This is a genomic window from Novosphingobium sp. TH158 (genome assembly GCF_002855555.1).
GTDB lineage: Bacteria > Pseudomonadota > Alphaproteobacteria > Sphingomonadales > Sphingomonadaceae > Novosphingobium.
In genome coordinates this window covers 2,434,268-2,451,789 of the sequence record NZ_PKRT01000001.1, presented here as the reverse complement: position 1 = coordinate 2,451,789, position 17,522 = coordinate 2,434,268, and the positions used below count along the sequence as shown (strand labels likewise).

The following is a 17,522-nucleotide window of genomic DNA, read 5'->3' as shown; positions in this document are numbered from 1 at the left end:
CATGATCGCACAATAGAAAATACCGAACCCCTCCCCCTTGGGGGAAGCATATTGCTTCCACGTTCGGGGAATTTTTCCCCGGCAGGGCCCTGTCTATCGGCAAAGGCAGCCGGCCTTGGCCGGCACAGGGATATTCTACTCAGGGGAATACGATGAACAGGATGATTGCGAGCTTGATGGTTGCAGCGGCATTCGTGCCGGGCGCGGCACTGGCCGATGAGGGGCGCGGTTTTTATGGCAGCCTCGAAGCTGGCGTTAACGCGGTCAGCGACGTGCCGGTGACGATCTACGATGCCGACGGCACCTTCGGTGTCGCCAACGGGACAAAGGACACGGTCGAAGGCAGCTATGACCTGAAGTCGGCCGCGATGTTCGGCGGCACGCTGGGTTACGATTTCGGCACCGTTCGCGCCGACCTGCAGATCGCCTATGCCCGCAATTCCATCCGGGCCGTTTCGCTGGCCAAGGTCAACGGCACGGCGGTGACGCTGACTGGCGCCGATGCGACCGATTTCTGCGATTACATCGAATATACCAATTGCACGCTCAGCGGCACCAATACTGTCAACTTCGCATCCGGCCCCAAGCTGCGCCAGCTTAGCGCCATGGCCAACCTGTGGTTCGACATCCCCATGGGCGGCAAGGTGGAGCCCTACATCGGCGGCGGCCTTGGCGTGGCCGGCTTCGAGGTGGACGGCGAAGGCAAGGGCAAGTTCGCCTGGCAGATCGGTGCGGGCGTGGCATTCAAGCTCTCGGACTCGATCGCGCTCACCGCGGACTTCCGCCACCGCCGGGTCAGCAAGGTCGATGTCGCCTATGATGCGGTGTCGGGCTACCAGCTCGGCAAGATCAAGACCACCAGCTACGGCCTGGGGCTTCGCGTCGGCTTCTGAGATTCACCGACTGCCACAGTCCGGGCAAGGAAGGGCCGGGGGAGCAATCCTCCGGTCCTTTTTCATGTGGCCGTGCGGCGGGCCAATGTGTTGCATATTTGTGCGTTTTAACCCCTGCCGAGAGGGCAAACCGGAGTGGCACTCGTTAATTTTTTGCAACATAAGGCACGGTTTTCTGCGGTTTTTTGCATTTTCTCGCGCGCCCGGTGCATTTCACCGCTAGCCTCTTGGCGGCGAAATTGTAAACTGTAGAGCATATGTAAACCTCCTCGGACTAGGTTTTGCAGCGTGAAAACGGGACTGACTTTGCGATTGCTGACGGCGCTTTCGGCGGCCTCACTGGCGGCCATGGCTCCGGCCCACGCCGCCTCCGCCGGCTCGCTCGAAGCCGAATTCGACAGCATGTTCACCGCTGCCGCGCCGAAGGTGCGGGCAGAGGTTGCTGCCCCCCGCATCACTGTGCAGCGCTCCGTTGCGCCCAAGGCAAGCGCGCAGGCCGCGCCGCTGGTGGCACTGGCCCCGGTCAACCCGGCCCCTGCCATGCCCAGTTTTGCCAACCCCTTCGAAGCCTCGATCGCGGCGCTGGCGGAAGGCTCGCAGGGCCGCATCGGCGTTGCCGCGCTCGATCTCGACAGCGGCCGCGCGGTTACCGTGCTGGGCGAACAGGCCTTCCCCATGGCCTCGACCAGCAAGATCGCCATTGTCGCCACGTTCCTCGCCGGCGTCGATGAGGGCCGCTTCAAGCTGTACGACCAGTACCCGCTGCTGGTCCCCGTGCCGTCGAAGAAGTTCTCCAGCGCGCAGGCCCCGGTCCGCCAAGGCACGATGATGAGCGCGCTGAGCCTGATCGAGGCGACCATCACCCGCAGCGACAACCAGGCAACCGATGCCCTGCTGGCCGCAGTCGGCGGGCCGCATGCCGTGACGCGCTGGGTCCATTCGCGCACCGGCATCACCGATTTCCGCATTGACCGCACCATCGCCACCCTGGTGCGCGATGATGGCGCGGTGAACCCCGCGGTTTCGATCGACAAGCGTGACAGCGTGACCCCGCTGGGCATGGTTCGGCTGCTTTCGGGCATCTACCGCCGCGAATGGCTGAGCCCGATGTCGAGCGACGTGCTGCTGGGCGCGATGAGCCGCACCGTCACCGGCAAGCACCGCATCCGCGGCCTGCTGCCGCAGGGCACGCAGGTGGCGCACAAGACCGGCACGCTTTCCAACACGGCCAGCGATGTCGGCTTCATCAAGACGCCCGACGGGCGCAACCTGGCGGTGGCGATCTACGTGACCGGACAGGGCGGCAAGCCGCAGCGCGATGCCCGCATCGCCGCGATCGCCCGCGCGCTCTACGATGGCTACCTTGCCGAGGCAGCCAGCTCGCGCCGTGCCGCGCTGCGCTAAAGCCAGCCACTCGTCCCCGACAAAGAAAAGGCGCGCCCGGCGATGACCGGGGCGCGCCTCTGAGGCTTCTCAGGATAAAACAGCCTTACTGGGCGACCTTGTCCGCCGCCGCCTTCACCTTGTCTGCGCCTTCGCTGACCTTGGCCGCGCCGGCCTTGATCGCGTCTTCGCCCGCAGCCTTCACGTCGCCGGCCGCTTCGCCAACCTTGTCGGCCGCCTTGTCAGCCGCTTCATCGACCTTGGCAGCGCCGGCATCGACGGCACCCGAAGCCTGTTCGACCGCGCCCGAGGCGGCATCGCCAACGGCATCGGCGGCGTTTTCATTCTTCGAGCAGGCAGAGAGGGCAAGGGCAGCCGAAGCCGCGGTAGCGAGGAAAACGATCTTGCGCATGGGCAATAATCCTTTGTTGCGTCTGGACCCGGCCAGCAGCCCCGCGTGATGCGACTCCGCCAGCCCGGGGCGAAAGCTGGATCGTGCCGGGGGGCGAGTCAATCCGCCAAATCGCCCTGTCCGCAATCTCGCAAGTGCAACAAAAGACAAAAGAAAAGGGCGCGCAGGCCAAGCCTGCACGCCCCAATTCTTTGCCAGAAGGCGAAGATTACATCTTCGGAGCTTCGCTGGCAGCAGCCGAAGCGTCAGCAGCCGGAGCAGCCGAAGCGTCAACAGCCGGAGCCGAAGCTTCGGTGGTGGCAGCTTCAGTGGCTTCGGTGGTGGCTTCCGGAGCAGCTTCCTGGCCCTTGCAAGCCGACAGAGCGAAGACGCCGGCAACAGCGGCGGCGAGAACGATCTTGCGCATGTATCGTAATCCTTAAGCGAGTGGACCCCGTTCGAACCCTTGGCCCAATGCCGCGAATCCTCCCGGTAAAGCCTACCTATCCAGTAGACTTCGCGCGGACAAATAATGCGGTTCGCTGCAGGATGCAAGCACTTGTCGCTCAGACGCCAGTTGCGTCGAGCCAGTGTGGCGGTTTTCCGCCGATTCTTCCCCTATCGCACGTAAATGTGGCAGACGTATGGCCACAGGTTTTCCCCAGCGCTCGGGTGGCATCGGGGGGCAATGCTGCTAGAGATTCGACCATGGACGCCAAGCAGCACCTCTATCTCGTCGATGGCTCGGCCTATATCTTCCGCGCCTATCACCGCCTGCCGCCGCTGACCAATCCGCACGGCGTGCCGGTGGGGGCGGTCTATGGCTACACCACCATGCTGTGGAAGCTGGCGGAAGACCTGAACAAGGCGGACGGCCCGACGCACCTGGCGGTGATCCTCGATGCCTCGGGCAAGAGCTTTCGCAACGACATCTACGACCAGTACAAGGCCAATCGCCCGCCCCCGCCCGAAGACCTGAAGCCCCAGTTCCCCCTGATCCGCGACGCGACCCGCGCCTTCAGCCTGCCCTGCATCGAGGAGGAAGGGCTGGAAGCGGACGACCTCATCGCCTCCTACGCCCGCGCCGCCACCACGCGCGGCTGGGACGTGACCATCGTTTCCTCCGACAAGGACCTGATGCAGCTCGTCGGCAAGTGCAAGCCGCAGGAGGGCGATGGCGAAGCCTGCATCGACATGCTCGATACGATGAAGAACCAGCGGATCGACGTGGCCGAAGTGGTCGAGAAGTTCGGCGTGCCGCCCGAACTGGTGGGCGATGTGCTGGCCCTGATGGGCGATTCGGTGGACAATGTCCCCGGTATCCGCGGCATCGGCCCCAAGACGGCGACCAAGCTGATCCAGGAACACGGCAGCCTTGAAGCGGCACTGGCCGCAGCCCCGGCAATGAAGCCGTCCAAGCTGCGCGACAACCTGATCGAACATGCCGAGATGGCGCGGCTTTCGCGGGTGCTGGTGCAGCTGAAGGAAGACTGCCCGCTGCCCGTGCCGCTGGAAGATTTCAAGCTGGGCGCGATCCCGCCCGATCCGCTGGCCGCCTTCCTTGGCGAGCACGGCTTCCACAGCCTGCTCAAGCGGCTGGGCGACGGGCGCGGCAGCCCCGAGCGGCGGGTGGACCTGAACCCCGCCAAGCCCGTCACCGCCGGAGCCGCCCCCGCGCCCGAGGGCAACCGCCAGCCCCTGCCGGACATGCCGGCGGTGGACCATGCCGCCTACGAATGCGTGCAAACGGTTGAGCGGCTTGCGGCCTGGGTGGAGCGCGCCCTTGCCGCCCGCCTGGTCGCCTTCGATACCGAAACCAGCGCGCTCGATGCCATGCAGGCGGACCTTGTCGGCATCAGCCTGGCGCTCGGGCCGAACGATGCCTGCTATATCCCGCTGGGCCATGGCGGCAGCGACATGTTTGCCGAAAGGCCGCAGCAGGTGGACCGGGCCAAGGCGCTGGCCCTGCTCAAGCCGCTGCTGGAAAGCGATGCCGTGCTGAAGGTGGGGCACAACGCCAAGTACGATCTCAACGTGCTGGCGCGCCATGGCGTGGCCGTGGCGCCGCTTGACGATACCATGGTGATATCCTTCGCGCTCGATGCCGGCCGCGCGATCGACGGGATCGGCGGCGGGCACGGCATGGACGAACTGGCCCAGCGCCACCTTTCGCACACATGCATCGCCTTCAAGGACGTGTGCGGCACCGGGCAGAAGGCGATTTCCTTTGCCGAAGTGCCGATTGCCCGCGCCACCGAATATGCCGCCGAGGATGCCGATATCACCTGGCGGCTGCACCGCGTGCTCAAGCCGCGCCTCAGCCATGAAGGCGGCACGCGCATCTATGAGCGGGTGGACCGCCCGCTGGTGCCCGTCGTCGCGCAGATGGAGCGGCACGGCATCAAGGTCGATCGTGACCGGCTGGCCGGCCTTTCCGCCACCTTCGCCGCCGAGATCGCCAAGCTTGAGGGAGAGGTCCACGCGCTCGCCGGGCAGGAATTCACCATCGGCAGCCCCAAGCAGCTTGGCGAGATCCTGTTCGACAAGCTGGGCTTCAAGGGCGGCAAGAAGGGCAAGAGCGGCCAGTATTCCACCGACCAGTCGGTGCTGGAAGGGCTGGCCGGCGAAGGTGCGGAGATTGCCACCAAGGTGCTGGAATGGCGCCAGCTGACCAAGCTGCGCTCCACCTATACCGAGGCGCTGCAGGCGGCGATCAACCCGCGCACCGGTCGTGTCCACACCAGCTACAGCCTGGTCGGCGCGCAGACGGGCCGGCTGTCCTCCACCGAGCCGAACCTCCAGAACATCCCGATCCGCACCGAGATCGGCCGCCAGATCCGCGATGCCTTCGTTGCCGAGCCGGGCCATGTCCTGATGGCCGCCGACTACAGCCAGATCGAGCTGCGCCTTGCCGCGCACATGGCCGACGTGCCCGAACTGAAGGAAGCCTTCGCCCATGGCGAGGACATCCACGCCCGCACCGCGCAGGAGCTGTTCGGCACGGTAGACCGCGAAACGCGCGGGCGCGCCAAGACGATCAACTTCGCCATCCTCTACGGCATCAGCCGCTGGGGCCTCGCCCCGCGCCTCGGCGTGACGGCGGACGAGGCGCAGGCGATGATCGACCGCTATTTCGAGCGCTTCCCCGGCATCCGCCGCTACATCCACTCGACCATCGAGCACGTGCGCGAAAAGGGCTATTCGGAAACGCTGTTCGGCCGCAAGACGTGGTTCCCGCGCATCTCCTCGTCAAACGGGGCCGAGCGGCAGGGCAGCGAACGCGCGGCGATCAACGCGCCGATCCAGGGCACCAGCGCCGACATCATCAAGCGCGCCATGGTCCGCATGGGGCCTGCGCTCGCCGATGCGGGCCTGCCCGATGTCAGGATGCTGCTGCAGGTGCATGACGAACTGGTGTTCGAACTGCCCGAAGCCGACGTAGCGGCGGCCCGGCCGGTGATCGAACGCGTAATGGCCGAGGCTGCCCTGCCAAGCGTACAGCTTGACGTGCCGCTGGGCGTGGAGATCGGCACGGGGACAAGCTGGGGGGCGGCGCACTAAGGCACCGCCCGCCCGTTTTCACCCGTGCTTGCGCTCGCGCTTTGGCTCTACCATGCCCGGGGCGAGGAAGCCGATCTGCGGCACGGCCATGGCGCGCTTCTTCAGTTCGCCCTTCATCCGGCCGTATTCGGCTTCCATTTCGGCGGTAACGGTCGCCCGGCTGTCGGCCAGGGCCGCGCCGAAGTCTTCCATGGTGACGGCCTTCACCTTCTCGCCGGCGCGCCGGATGGCGTTGAGGCCGGCGCGGCGCACCACGTCCTCAAGGTCGGCACCGGTGAAGCGTTCGGTTTCCAGCGCGACAAGGCGCAGGTCCACGTCCTTGGCCAGCGGCATCTTCGCGGTGTGGATGCCGAGGATCTGGATCCGGCCTTCCAGGTTGGGCGTGCCGACATAGATCAGCTCATCCAGCCTGCCGGGGCGCATGATCGCCGGATCGACGAGACCGGGGCGGTTGGTCGCGCCGATCAGGATCACCGACTGCAATTCCTCCAGCCCGTCCATCTCGGCCAGGATCGTGTTGACCACGCGGCCGGTCACCTGCGGTTCGTTCGCGCCGGAACCGCGCGCAGGCACAAGGCTGTCGATCTCGTCGATGAAGATCACGCAAGGCGCAACCTGCCGCGCACGGGCGAACAGGCGGCTGATCTGCTGCTCGCTCTCGCCATACCACTTGGACAGCAGGTCGGAGCTCTTGATCGAGATGAAGTTCGCCTCGCTCTCCTTGGCCACGGCCTTCGCCAGCGGGTCTTGCCGGTGCCGGGCGGGCCATAGAGCAGGAAGCCCTTGGCCGGGCGGATGCCCAGCCGGTGGAAGGCCTCGGGGTGCTTGAGCGGCAGTTCGATGCCTTCGCGCAGCCGTTCCTCTGCCTCGGGCACGCCGCCGACATCGTCCCAGCCGATGTTCGGCACCTGCACCATCACTTCGCGCATGGCGCTGGGCTGCACGCGCTTGAGCGCCTCGACAAAGTCGTTGCGCATGACGCACAGCTTTTCCAGCACTTCGGGCGGCACGGTCTGCGCCTCGAGGTCAAGCTCGGGCATGATGCGGCGCACCGCCTCGATCGCCGCCTCGCGGGCGAGAGCCGCAAGATCGGCGCCGACAAAGCCGTGCGTGGTGCGCGAAAGCTCGTCGAGATCGACATCCTCGCCCAGGGGCATGCCGCGGGTGTGGATGCCGATGATCTCGCGCCGGCCCTTCTCGTCGGGCACGCCGATCACGATCTCGCGGTCGAAGCGGCCGGGGCGGCGCAGCGCCTCGTCGATTGCATCGGGGCGGTTGGTGGCGGCGATCACGACCACGTTGGAACGCGCGTGCAGCCCGTCCATCAGCGTCAGCAATTGCGCGACCAGCCGCTTTTCCGCCTCACCCTGGACGCCGGAACGCTTGGGCGCGATCGAATCGATCTCGTCGATGAACACGATCGCGGGCGAATTCTGTGCCGCCTCCTCGAACACCTCGCGCAGGCGGCGCTCGCTCTCGCCATAGGCCGAGCCCATGATTTCCGGCCCGTTGATGGTGATGAAGTGGGCATCGCTTTCATTGGCGACGGCGCGGGCAAGGCGCGTCTTGCCGGTTCCCGGCGGGCCATGGAGCAGCACGCCCTTGGGCGGATCGACCCCCAGGCGGGTGAACAGTTCGGGATAGCGCAGCGGCAGTTCCACCATCTCGCGCAGCTGGCGGATGGTATCGCCCATGCCGCCGACGTCATCGTAATTGACATCGGCGCGGCTGTCGCGGGCCTCCTCGTATTCCTCGCGCAGTTCCACCTCGGTGTTCTCGTCGATGTGGACGATGCCCTTGGGCATGGTGGAAACCACCATCAGGCGGATCTGGGTGAGCGCATAGGCCGGCGCGTTGAACATGCGCGCCACCTGCGGCGGCATGTCGCGCACCTGCTGCTGCCCGGCCGTGGCGACAAGGTCCCCGGCCAGCAGCGGGCGCTGGAAGAAGTTGCGGCGCAGCGCCTCGGACGGGCCCTGAAGGCGCATCTCGCGCTGGGCGGGGGCAAAGATCACGCGGGTGGCCGGGCGCGATTCGGCGCGGCGCACCTCGACGTGGTCGCCCGAGCCGACCTCGGCATTGGCGCGCTGGAGGCCGTCGAGCCGGATCACTTCCAGCCCTTCGTCCTCGGGATAGGCCAGCAAAACGCGCGCCGGGGTGGACCGCTTGCCGATCACCTCGATCACGTCGCCCTCGGTCACGCCGAGCGCGGAAAGCGTGGACTTGGGCAGGCGGGCGATGCCGTGGCCGCTCTCCTCCTGCCGCGCCGCCGCGACCTGGAGCTTCACGCTGGTTGCTTCCTTGCCCTTTGCTTCGGCCATGAAATCGTCCTTGTGGCTGCCTGTCCCCGGATGGGGCATGACAAAGCTAGGAACTGCAAAGGCCTATTGCAATCGGACGGCATGGCAGAGTGCGGCCCGGCGGGTGGGGACCGGGGCGGAATCCCGCTGCCCCGCGGCAAAGCGCAAAAAAATGGCCCGGGCGTTTCCGACCGGGCCTTTGGAAGTCTTTGGGAGAGGATGCCTGAAAGGCCCGCCCTATATGGGTCAGGGCCCCTTATTGTGCAAGTGCGAAATGTGCGTAGTCAGTTGCAAAGATCGCAAGAGTAATTTCAGCCCACGGAAATCTTGGGTTTTTTAACGCCAAATGAACAAGGCGCACCCACCGGGAGAGGTGGATGCGCCTTGTTGCAACTGCTTTTGCTGCATTGCAGCAGGGATTTAGTGCGCCAGCAGCAATGCCGGACCGTGCTTCATTTCCAGCATCGAACGGGTCACCCCGCCGAACAGGAACTCGCGCACCCGGCTGTGGCCGAAGGCGCCCATGATCAGCAGCTGGGCATCGCGCATCTGCACTTCGCGCAGCAGCGTTTCCTCAACCGAGCCGATCCGCGGCAGCACCTGCATCTCTGCCGAGACGCCATGGCGCGACAGGTATTCGACGGCATCAGTGGCGGGCCATTCGCGCGGCGCATCCTCGACCGTGATCACCGTCACTTCGCCGCAGCCAGCGAGCAGCGGCACCGCGCCGCGCAGCGCGGCCGCCGCCTCGGCACTGCCATCCCAGGCGATGCAGGCGCGGGCGAGCGGGAAGGCCAGTTCGCGCTCGTCGCTGACGGCGAGCACCGGGCCGCGCATGGCCAGCGGCAGGTCACCGGCCAGCGGATCCCCGCGCGAGACGATGGCGATATCGGAAAGGCGGGCGGACTGGCTCATCGCATCCAGCGGCTCGGCTTCGGCGCGCATGACCGAACAGGGCACGTCGGCGCGCGAAAGATGTGCCTCGATCTCCTGGGCATAGGCATCGTCGTTGCGCACGGCCTCTTGCAGGGCATCGGTGGCAACCATGGCCCCGCCCATGGCATCGACGGCGGTAAAGCGCATCACCGGCGTATCGACCAGCAAGGTGACGTGGCCTTCGGTCATGCGGGCGAGCGAGAGGGCGGTATCGATCCGTCCGCGCGCAGCGTCGGACCGGTCGGCAAGAACGAGAATGGAGCGCATCGGCGAATACTCCCAAGGTTGCGGCCGGTTCCCGCCGGCCTGGATCGTGCGACCTTTTGCATCTTGCAGTGCTGGGCGGGACGATACCATGACTCAGGTCAAATACCGAGACCCCGGTTGCACAGGCCGCAGCGGCAAGTGCGATGGGCGCAATTGCTCCGCCCGGATGGTTCGGCTAGTCAGGGGGAAGTTTTCCCGATGCCTTCGATTCCGGAGCGAGAATGAACAAGCTTTATCCCGACGCGACCGCTGCCCTCGACGGCCTCCTGCGCGATGGCCTGCTGATCGCCAGCGGCGGCTTCGGCCTTTGCGGCATCCCCGAACGGCTGATCGACGCGATCGCCGCATCGGGCGTCAAGGACCTGACCTTCGCCAGCAACAACGCCGGCATCGATAACGAAGGCATCGGCAAGCTGCTGCGTACGCGGCAGGTGAAGAAGATGATCTCTTCCTACGTGGGCGAGAACAAGGAGTTCGAACGCCAGTTCCTTTCGGGCGAGCTGGAAGTGGAATTCTGCCCGCAAGGCACCCTGGCAGAACGCATGCGCGCCGGCGGCGCGGGCATTCCCGGCTTCTACACCAAGACCGGCGTCGGCACGGCCGTTGCCGAGGGCAAGGAAGTGAAGGAGTTCGACGGGCAGGAATACATCCTGGAACGCGGCATCTTTGCCGACCTGGCCATCGTCAAGGCATGGAAGGCCGATACCACGGGCAACGTCGTGTTCCGCAAGACGGCGCGCAACTTCAACGTGCCCGCCGCCACCTGCGGCAAGGTGACCGTGGTCGAGGTGGAGGAAATCGTCGAGCCGGGCAGCCTCGATCCCGATGCGATCCACCTGCCGGGCGTCTATGTCCAGCGGCTGGTGCTGGGCGCGCCTTACGACAAGAAGATCGAATTCCGCACCGTGCGCGAGCGGGAATCGGCCTGATGCGGGGGGCGGGGGCGCTCAGGGCAGGCCTCGCCGTGGCGGCGCTGATGGCGCTGCAAGGCTGCGTTGCCGCCGCCATTCCCGTGATTGCCGGTGCCGCGATCACCAAGACCCAGGTCGATGGCGAATCCGGCAAGCCCGACGCCTCCGTGCCGCCCAAGGAAGTCCGCAAGGCGGTGTTCGTGGGCGAGGAACCGCCCAAGGCCAGCCTTGCTCCCACGGTGGTGACCAGCCCCGTGGCGGTGGAACCGGCGCAGGCCGGCCCGCGGATTTATACCGTAACCGAACAGCAGCCACCGGCGCCTGCCAGCGCGCCTGCTCCGGCGACGACCGTGAGCAAGGCGGCCTATGCCACCCCCGCCCCGGTCAGCATCGCGCCGCAGGTGCTTGGCCCGGCACCCAGGCCGATCGACCCCGCCCCGGCAGCAAAGCCCGCAGAAGCGCCGCGGTCCGCAGCCCCGGTCATTGCCGCCGCCGCGCCAACTGCCGAGCTGGTGCCGAGCGCGCCGAAACCGCCCATGGGCAAGTCCGCCATGCTGCCGCCGGCACCCGAGGCCATCCCGGTTACGGGCAAGAGCTCGGGCTACCTCGGCCTTACCTCCTATGCGCTCAGCCGCGTGAACTCGCCGCAGGCCGATGCCGTGCTTGACGTGATCGATGCCAACGATCCGCTTTCCAGCCCGCGCCGTGCCCAGTGCGGCAAGCTGCAACCGGCGGTGATGATCGATCTCGATCCGGGGCTCGACGTGTTCAACCCCGCCGCCGCCGCGCCGCAGCCCGGCCTGGCAGAGGCGCTTTCCGCCATGCGCGCGGCCGGGATCACCGTGCTGTGGTCCAGCGCCCTGCCGGTGGAACAGGCCGAACAGGTTGCCAGCGCGCTGGCCCGCACCGGACTGGACCCGAGCAAGACCGATCGCCTGCTGCTGCTCAAGGGGCCCGGCGATCGCAAGCAGGCGCGCCGCCTTTCTGCCGCGCGCAACTGGTGCGTGCTCGCCATGGCGGGCGACCGTCGCGGCGATTTCGACGAAGCCTTCGATTACCTCAAGGATGCCGAGGCAACGATCCCGGCCGACCGCCTGTTCGGCAACGGCTGGTTCATCGCCCCTGCCCCGCTTCCCTGATTGCCCTTTCCCGATTGCCTAAGGACCTGACAGACAATGACCACCCATGACAGCCTGACCAAGGGCTGGAGCCGAGACCAGATGGCCGCCCGCGCCGCGCAGGAGCTGGAAGACGGCTATTACGTGAACCTGGGCATCGGCATCCCGACGCTGGTGGCGAACCATGTTCCCGAAGGCATCACGGTGACGCTGCAGTCGGAAAACGGCATGCTGGGCATCGGCCCCTTCCCCTATGACGACGAGGTGGATGCAGACCTGATCAACGCCGGCAAGCAGACGATCAGCGAACTGCCGCATTCGGCCTATTTCGACTCTGCTCAGTCCTTCGCCATGATCCGCGGCGGGCACATCGACCTGACCGTGCTGGGCGCGATGGAAGTGGCCGAGAACGGCGACATCGCCAACTGGATGATCCCCGGCAAGATGATCAAGGGCATGGGCGGCGCGATGGACCTTGTCGCCGGCGTCAAGAAGATCATCGTGGTGATGGAACACTGCGCCAAGGACGGCAGCGCCAAGTTCATCCCGGCCTGCACCCTGCCGCTTACGGGGCGCAACGTGGTGGACATGATCGTGACCGACCTTGCCGTGTTCAAGCGCGACGATCATGCTTCGGCCTTCCGGCTGGTCGAACTGGCTCCCGGCGTGACCGCCGAAGAAGTCCGCGCCCGCACCAGCGCGCACTACGTCGAATAACACCAGTCCAAAGCGGAGAGACCCCATGAGCAGCCTTGCCGACATTCCCCTGACCCGCATCGATGGCAGCTTCGATACGCTGGGCGATCATCGCGGCAAGGTGCTGCTGGTGGTCAACGTCGCCTCCAAATGCGGGCTGACCCCGCAGTACGAGGGGCTGGAAGCGCTCTACCGCCGCTTCAAGGACCAGGGCTTCGAGGTGCTGGGCTTCCCGGCCAACGATTTCGGCGGACAGGAACCCGGCTCGAACACCGAGATCGCCGATTTCTGCTCGGTCAACTACAACGTCTCGTTCCCGCTTTTCGCCAAGGCGGACGTGACCGGCCTGGAAAAGCAGCCGCTCTATGCCGCGCTGACCGCCGAAATGCCAATGAAGCAGGGCGATGCGGCTGCCTGGCGCGAGAAGCTGCGCGGCTATGGCATGACGCCGACCGAGGACCCGGAAGTGCTGTGGAACTTCGAAAAGTTCCTGATCGGCCGCGACGGGCGAGTGGCGGCGCGGTTTTCGCCTGCGGTGACGCCGGACGACATGGCGCTGGTCGGTGCGATCGAGGTAGAGCTGGCCAAGGCCGGCTGAGCCCTCAGTACACCCCGAACATCTTGGCGCTGGCGACCAGAAGCACTGCGCCCAGCGCCCGCACCACCCAGGGCGCGGTCAGGCGGATACCCAACGTGGTGCCCGCCAGCCCGCCCAGCAGCACGGCCCCGGCATAAAGCGGCAATTGCGGCGGCAGGGCCTGCACCTGCGCCACATTGCCCGCCAGCCCGGCGACCGAATTGGCGAGGATGAACAGCGCCGCAACGCCGCTTGCCGGCTTGGGCAGCGACCAGGCCATGAACAGCAGCAGCGGCGAGAGAAATATGCCGCCGCCGGTGCCGGTGATGCCTGAAAGCAGCCCGATCCCCGCGCCGCACAGCACCGCCAGCCAGACCGGCGGATCGCGCCATTCGGCCTGCGCCTTTACCGGCCTTGGCCAGAGCAGGCGCAGCCCGGCATAGAGCAGCACCGCGCCGACCAGCGGGCGGTAAAGCTCTGCCGGAACCTTCAGCCCGCCACCGATGAAGGCAAAGGGCAGCGATCCGGCAAGGAAGGGCCAGAGCGTGCGCCAGCGGAGCTGCCCGGCGCGCGCAAAGCGCAGCGAGCCCAGCCCCGAAACAACGAGATTGAGCACCAGCGCGGTAGGCTTCATCACCGGCTGCTGCACGCCGAACAGCGCCATCAGCGCGATATAGGCCGATGCCCCGCCGTGGCCGACGCTCGAATAGAGCGTCGCTCCGATCATCATCGCCAGCGCAAGGAGGTAGTCGGTCTGGCTAAAGTCCAAGGCCGCTCTCTCCCCGCCGGCCGGATCAGCCCAGCGCCGCCTTCAGGTCGTCCACCAGGTCAGTGCGTTCCCAGGGGAACAGGTCGCCCTCGGCCTTCTGGCCGAAGTGGCCATAGGCGGCGGTCTTGCGGTAGATCGGCTTGTTGAGGCCCAGGTGGGTGCGGATCGCACGCGGAGTCAGGCCGCCCAGCTTGGCGATGCCCATGATCGCCTCTTCGATCTTGTCGTCGCCCACCGTGCCGGTCTCGTGCGTGTCGACATAGAGCGACAGCGGCTTCGACACGCCGATGGCATAGGCCAGCTGGATCGTGCAGCGCGTGGCATAGCCGGCCGCGACGATGTTCTTGGCGAGGTAGCGGGTGATATAGGCCGCCGAACGGTCAACCTTGGTCGGGTCCTTGCCGCTGAAGGCGCCGCCGCCGTGCGGAGCCGCACCGCCATAGGTATCGACGATGATCTTGCGGCCGGTGAGGCCGGCATCGCCATCGGGTCCGCCGATCTCGAAAGAGCCTGTCGGGTTGATGAAGTATTCGGTGTCGCGCAGCAGCACCGGCGGGATGACATCGGCAATCACGCGCTTCACATAGGCGTGCAGTTCGGCTTCCTTCTCGCCCTCGTCATAGCCCTTGGCGTGCTGGGTGGAGACGACCACGGCGGTGGCGGCCACCGGCAGGCTGCCTTCATAGCGCAGCGTCACCTGGCTCTTGGCGTCGGGCTCAAGGAACGGAGCCGCGCCCGAGTGGCGATCCGCCGCCATGCGGGCCAGGATCTTGTGGCTGTAATCCAGCGTTGCCGGCATCAGGTCGGGCGTTTCGTCCGTCGCATAGCCGAACATGATGCCCTGGTCGCCGGCGCCTTCATCCTTGTTCGCGCCCGCGTCCACGCCCTGCGCGATATGGGCGGACTGGCCGTGCAGGCGGTTGATGAATTCCAGCTTCTCCCAGTGAAAGCCGTCCTGCTCGTAACCGATTTCCTTCACCGTGCGGCGGACGGTAGCCTCGATCTCTTCCTTCGCGCCGGGGGCCCACTCGCCGTTTTCGTACACGCCCTTGCAGCGGATTTCGCCGGCCAGGACGACAAGCTGGGTGGTAGTCAGCGTTTCGCAGGCGATGCGCGCTTCGGGGTCCTTCGACAGGAACAGGTCGACGATGGCATCGCTGATCTGGTCGGAAACCTTGTCCGGGTGGCCTTCGGAAACCGATTCGGAAGTGAAGAGGTACGATTCGCGCATGGTCGATCCTGATATAAAGCAATCGTTATATGTCTTGCTACCTAGCGGCCCGCGCGGCGCAAGACAAGCAGGCTGAAGGCAAGAAGAACTGCTGCCAGGACAAGCGGCAATACATTGCCGAAGCGTGCGAAAAGCGTCGGCACGTGCGGGGGCGGCACTGTTCCGTCGAGCCGCCCGGCCACGAAGCGCGGCAGCTGCTGGCGGACGATGCCATCGGCGTCGATCACCGCGCTGATGCCGTTGGTGGTCGAACGCAGCACCGGCAGCCCTTCCTCGATCGCGCGCAGACGGGCCTGGGCAAGGTGCTGCGGCGGCCCCCAGGCACCGAACCAGCCATCGTTGGACGGGTTGAACACATAGTCAGGCCGGTCGGCGCGGTTCACCACCTCGCCAGAAAAGACGATCTCGTAGCAGATCTGGAAGCCTGCCTTGCCATAGGCGCCGAAATCGGCCGAACGCGGGCCCGGACCGGGCAGGAAATCAAGGCTGCCCGCCACCAGCCGCGACAGGCCCAGCGGTTCGAGCAGGCTGCGCATCGGCAGGTATTCGCCATAAGGCACAAGGTGCGCCTTGGCATAGGAGGCGCGGATCGCCCCTTGCCCGTCAAGCGCGGTGACGACGTTGCGCGCGCCCAGCACGGCATCGCCCGCCATCTCGAGATCGACCGCGCCGGTCAGCAGCAGCGCGCCCGGTCTGATCACCGAGCCGATGCGGCGGCGGGCCAGCACCGGATCGGCGGCATAGGTGGTTTCCTGATAGAAATAGCGGGGATAGCCCTCGCGCAGGTAATCGGGAACGCCGCTTTCCGGCCAGAGCACCAGCCGCCGCGCATCGCGGTCCTGTGGCAGCGAGAGTCGTGCCAGCTTCTGAAACTGGTCCTCGAAGGCGGCGGGGTTGGCGATGTCCTGCTGCGGGATGTTGGGCTGGACCAGCGTGTAGGGAATGCGGCCCTGCGGCTCGGGGATCGTGCCCTTCACCAGCATCGCCGCCACCGTGGCGGCAAGCCCCAGCGCCGGCAGCGCGCCGCGCCGGTTCCTGCCGAGCGCAAGGATCAGGCCCGAGATCAGCACGACGAGGCCCGAAAGCCCGTAAGTGCCGATCCAGCGCGTGACCATGGCCAGCCCCTGCCCCTCGTGCGGGCCGAGCAGGGCAACGCCCAGCGGGTTCCAGGCAAAGCCGGTGAACACCCAGCCGCGCAGCCATTCGGCCACGATCCATGCGCCCGCCAGCGCGATCACCAGCGCCAGCGGCCGGCGGCGGGCATGCCATGCGGCCAGCGTTGCCAGCGCAGGATAGACCGCGAGATAAAGCGAAAGCAGGAACACCGCGATGCCGCCCAGCCACGCAGGCATCTGCGCCTGATAGCCAAAGGCGGTGGCGATCCAGGTATTGCCCACGGTGAAATGGCCCACGCCCCACAGCCAGCCGGTCAGCAGCGCGCGCTTGCGATCGGGCGCGCAGGCAACGGCGACGACAAGCCAGGCCAGCGAGACCAGCGTCAGCGGCCAGAGATGCAGCGGCTCGAAACCGCAGGCGGCAAGGGCGCCGAACAGCGGCGCCAGCAGCAGCGGGCGCGACAGCAGGCTTTCAGCGATACGGGCAGGTGCAACCATCGGCCACGCTTGTGGCGGGGTTCACCCGGGGGCGCAAGGTGGCGCGGGCGGCGCACCGCCCGCGAAGCGCGCGGAAATTATTCCGCCGCTTCCTCGGGCGCAGCTTCGGCCTTGGGCTTGCGGGTGCGACGGCGCGGGGCCGGTGCTTCCTCGCCAGCCGGTTCGTTAGCCGGAGCTTCGTCACGCGATGCGCCGATGGCCGGGGGCAGGATCGAGGCATCGAGCGCGGCAGGCGCATCGTCCTCGCTGCGTTCGCGGCGCGGACGGCGTTCTTCGCGGCGGGGCTTCAGCCCGCGATTGCCCGAACGCTCGCGCACGAAGGGGTTTTCCGCCGGTTCGAAGATCGAGGCCGGATCGACGTCAGCCGGGGCCGCTTCGCCCTCGTCGGCATCGTCTTCCACCGCGCGCGGCTGGCGTTCTTCACGCGGCTGGCGCTCCTCGCGGGGCTGGCGTTCTTCGCGGGGCTGGCGATCTTCACGGCGGTTGTAGACCGGCTGGTCGAAGGTCGGGAAATCGCCGGGTGCGGTATCTTCCACCGCATCCTCGCCTTCATCAGACCCTTCCTGCCAGCGATCGTCGCGGCGGGCGCGCTGTTCTTCCTGGCGCTGGCGCTGGTCGGCAATCACGCGGAAGTAATGATCGGCGAACTGCAGGTAATATTCCGCCTGGACGCGATCACCGTTGAGGTGCGCATCGTGCGCCAGCTTGCGGTATTTTTCGAGCATCTGGGGCGCATTGCCGCGCGCCCGGCTGTCGATCCGGTTCAACTGCTGGCCGCCGCCACCGTTATTCTGGCGATTGCCCCGGCCGCGCCGGCGGTTATTACCACGATTGTTGTTCAAGGGTGAGTAATCCTTCACCGTTCCCGCCGCGCCA

14 protein-coding genes and 1 pseudogene are annotated in these 17,522 nt (G+C 66.5%); 7 read left to right on the top strand and 8 right to left on the bottom strand.

The annotated features are described in order from the left end of the window. Positions 1–152: 152 nt before the first annotated feature. The gene (locus C0V78_RS12085; protein WP_101797940.1) at positions 153–893 is read left to right on the top strand and encodes an outer membrane protein; all 741 of its coding nucleotides are present in this window, start codon (positions 153–155) and stop codon (positions 891–893) included. Between the two features lie 288 nt (positions 894–1,181). After that, positions 1,182–2,297, top strand: coding sequence for a serine hydrolase (locus tag C0V78_RS12080; RefSeq protein WP_254049908.1), 1,116 nt, complete (start codon positions 1,182–1,184; stop codon positions 2,295–2,297). 85 nt (positions 2,298–2,382) lie between these two features. Here the strand turns inward: C0V78_RS12080 and C0V78_RS12075 are convergent, their stop codons facing one another. Together C0V78_RS12075 and C0V78_RS12070 are read right to left on the bottom strand one after the other, a co-directional pair. Further along, a complete protein-coding gene (locus C0V78_RS12075; protein ID WP_101797939.1) occupies positions 2,383–2,688 on the bottom strand; it encodes a hypothetical protein in 306 nt (101 codons plus the stop codon). Positions 2,689–2,896: 208 nt separating this feature from the next. Continuing rightward, positions 2,897–3,094 (bottom strand): hypothetical protein, encoded by a 198-nt coding sequence (locus C0V78_RS12070; protein ID WP_101797938.1) that lies wholly within the window; start codon positions 3,092–3,094, stop codon positions 2,897–2,899. Between the two features lie 281 nt (positions 3,095–3,375). On the opposite strand from C0V78_RS12070, the gene polA reads away from it, so the two are divergent. Then, on the top strand, positions 3,376–6,228 hold the full coding sequence (gene polA / locus C0V78_RS12065; protein ID WP_101797937.1) for a DNA polymerase I: 2,853 nt from the start codon (positions 3,376–3,378) through the stop codon (positions 6,226–6,228). Between the two features lie 18 nt (positions 6,229–6,246). Here polA and C0V78_RS12060 read toward each other — a convergent pair. Beyond that, positions 6,247–8,549 (bottom strand): annotated as a pseudogene (locus C0V78_RS12060) (CDC48 family AAA ATPase). A gap of 399 nt (positions 8,550–8,948) precedes the next feature. Next, positions 8,949–9,731 carry a universal stress protein gene (locus C0V78_RS12055; protein WP_101797936.1) on the bottom strand — a complete coding sequence of 261 codons (783 nt, stop codon included), beginning with the start codon at positions 9,729–9,731 and terminating at the stop codon, positions 8,949–8,951. A gap of 221 nt (positions 9,732–9,952) precedes the next feature. On the opposite strand from C0V78_RS12055, the gene C0V78_RS12050 reads away from it, so the two are divergent. From C0V78_RS12050 to C0V78_RS12035, 4 genes are read left to right on the top strand one after another with little or no spacing between them, the layout of a single operon-like run. Beyond that, positions 9,953–10,660 (top strand): CoA transferase subunit A, encoded by a 708-nt coding sequence (locus C0V78_RS12050; protein ID WP_101797935.1) that lies wholly within the window; start codon positions 9,953–9,955, stop codon positions 10,658–10,660. Beyond that, positions 10,660–11,781: a hypothetical protein gene (locus C0V78_RS12045; RefSeq protein WP_101797934.1), complete on the top strand. Its 1,122-nt coding sequence runs from the start codon at positions 10,660–10,662 to the stop codon at positions 11,779–11,781. The genes C0V78_RS12050 and C0V78_RS12045 overlap by 1 nt, the downstream gene beginning before the upstream one ends. 36 nt (positions 11,782–11,817) lie before the next feature. Continuing rightward, positions 11,818–12,477 (top strand): CoA transferase subunit B, encoded by a 660-nt coding sequence (locus C0V78_RS12040; RefSeq protein WP_101797933.1) that lies wholly within the window; start codon positions 11,818–11,820, stop codon positions 12,475–12,477. A gap of 25 nt (positions 12,478–12,502) precedes the next feature. Beyond that, the gene (locus C0V78_RS12035; protein ID WP_101797932.1) at positions 12,503–13,054 is read left to right on the top strand and encodes a glutathione peroxidase; all 552 of its coding nucleotides are present in this window, start codon (positions 12,503–12,505) and stop codon (positions 13,052–13,054) included. A 4-nt stretch (positions 13,055–13,058) separates the two neighbouring features. Here C0V78_RS12035 and C0V78_RS12030 read toward each other — a convergent pair whose 3' ends face one another. The 4 genes from C0V78_RS12030 to C0V78_RS12015 form a co-directional block, all read right to left on the bottom strand. Beyond that, positions 13,059–13,802, bottom strand: a complete 744-nt coding sequence (locus tag C0V78_RS12030; RefSeq protein ID WP_216822181.1) for a sulfite exporter TauE/SafE family protein — start codon at positions 13,800–13,802, stop codon at positions 13,059–13,061. A 25-nt stretch (positions 13,803–13,827) separates the two neighbouring features. Continuing rightward, on the bottom strand, positions 13,828–15,033 hold the full coding sequence (gene metK / locus C0V78_RS12025) for a methionine adenosyltransferase (protein ID WP_101797930.1): 1,206 nt from the start codon (positions 15,031–15,033) through the stop codon (positions 13,828–13,830). Positions 15,034–15,074: 41 nt separating this feature from the next. Next, complete coding sequence (gene lnt / locus C0V78_RS12020) at positions 15,075–16,646, bottom strand: apolipoprotein N-acyltransferase (protein WP_101797929.1); 1,572 nt, start codon at positions 16,644–16,646, stop codon at positions 15,075–15,077. A 77-nt stretch (positions 16,647–16,723) separates the two neighbouring features. Continuing rightward, on the bottom strand, positions 16,724–17,488 hold the full coding sequence (locus C0V78_RS12015) for a DUF4167 domain-containing protein (protein ID WP_254049907.1): 765 nt from the start codon (positions 17,486–17,488) through the stop codon (positions 16,724–16,726). Between the last annotated feature and the right edge of the window lie 34 nt (positions 17,489–17,522).

Coding starts and splice junctions, on each gene's coding strand:
- C0V78_RS12085 (WP_101797940.1), top strand. CDS start 153: ATGAACAGGATGATTGCGAGCTTGATGGTTGCAGCGGCATTCGTGCCG.
- C0V78_RS12075 (WP_101797939.1), bottom strand. CDS start 2,688: ATGCGCAAGATCGTTTTCCTCGCTACCGCGGCTTCGGCTGCCCTTGCC.
- C0V78_RS12070 (WP_101797938.1), bottom strand. CDS start 3,094: ATGCGCAAGATCGTTCTCGCCGCCGCTGTTGCCGGCGTCTTCGCTCTG.
- polA (WP_101797937.1), top strand. CDS start 3,376: ATGGACGCCAAGCAGCACCTCTATCTCGTCGATGGCTCGGCCTATATC.
- C0V78_RS12055 (WP_101797936.1), bottom strand. CDS start 9,731: ATGCGCTCCATTCTCGTTCTTGCCGACCGGTCCGACGCTGCGCGCGGA.
- C0V78_RS12050 (WP_101797935.1), top strand. CDS start 9,953: ATGAACAAGCTTTATCCCGACGCGACCGCTGCCCTCGACGGCCTCCTG.
- C0V78_RS12045 (WP_101797934.1), top strand. CDS start 10,660: ATGCGGGGGGCGGGGGCGCTCAGGGCAGGCCTCGCCGTGGCGGCGCTG.
- C0V78_RS12040 (WP_101797933.1), top strand. CDS start 11,818: ATGACCACCCATGACAGCCTGACCAAGGGCTGGAGCCGAGACCAGATG.
- C0V78_RS12035 (WP_101797932.1), top strand. CDS start 12,503: ATGAGCAGCCTTGCCGACATTCCCCTGACCCGCATCGATGGCAGCTTC.
- metK (WP_101797930.1), bottom strand. CDS start 15,033: ATGCGCGAATCGTACCTCTTCACTTCCGAATCGGTTTCCGAAGGCCAC.
- lnt (WP_101797929.1), bottom strand. CDS start 16,646: ATGGTTGCACCTGCCCGTATCGCTGAAAGCCTGCTGTCGCGCCCGCTG.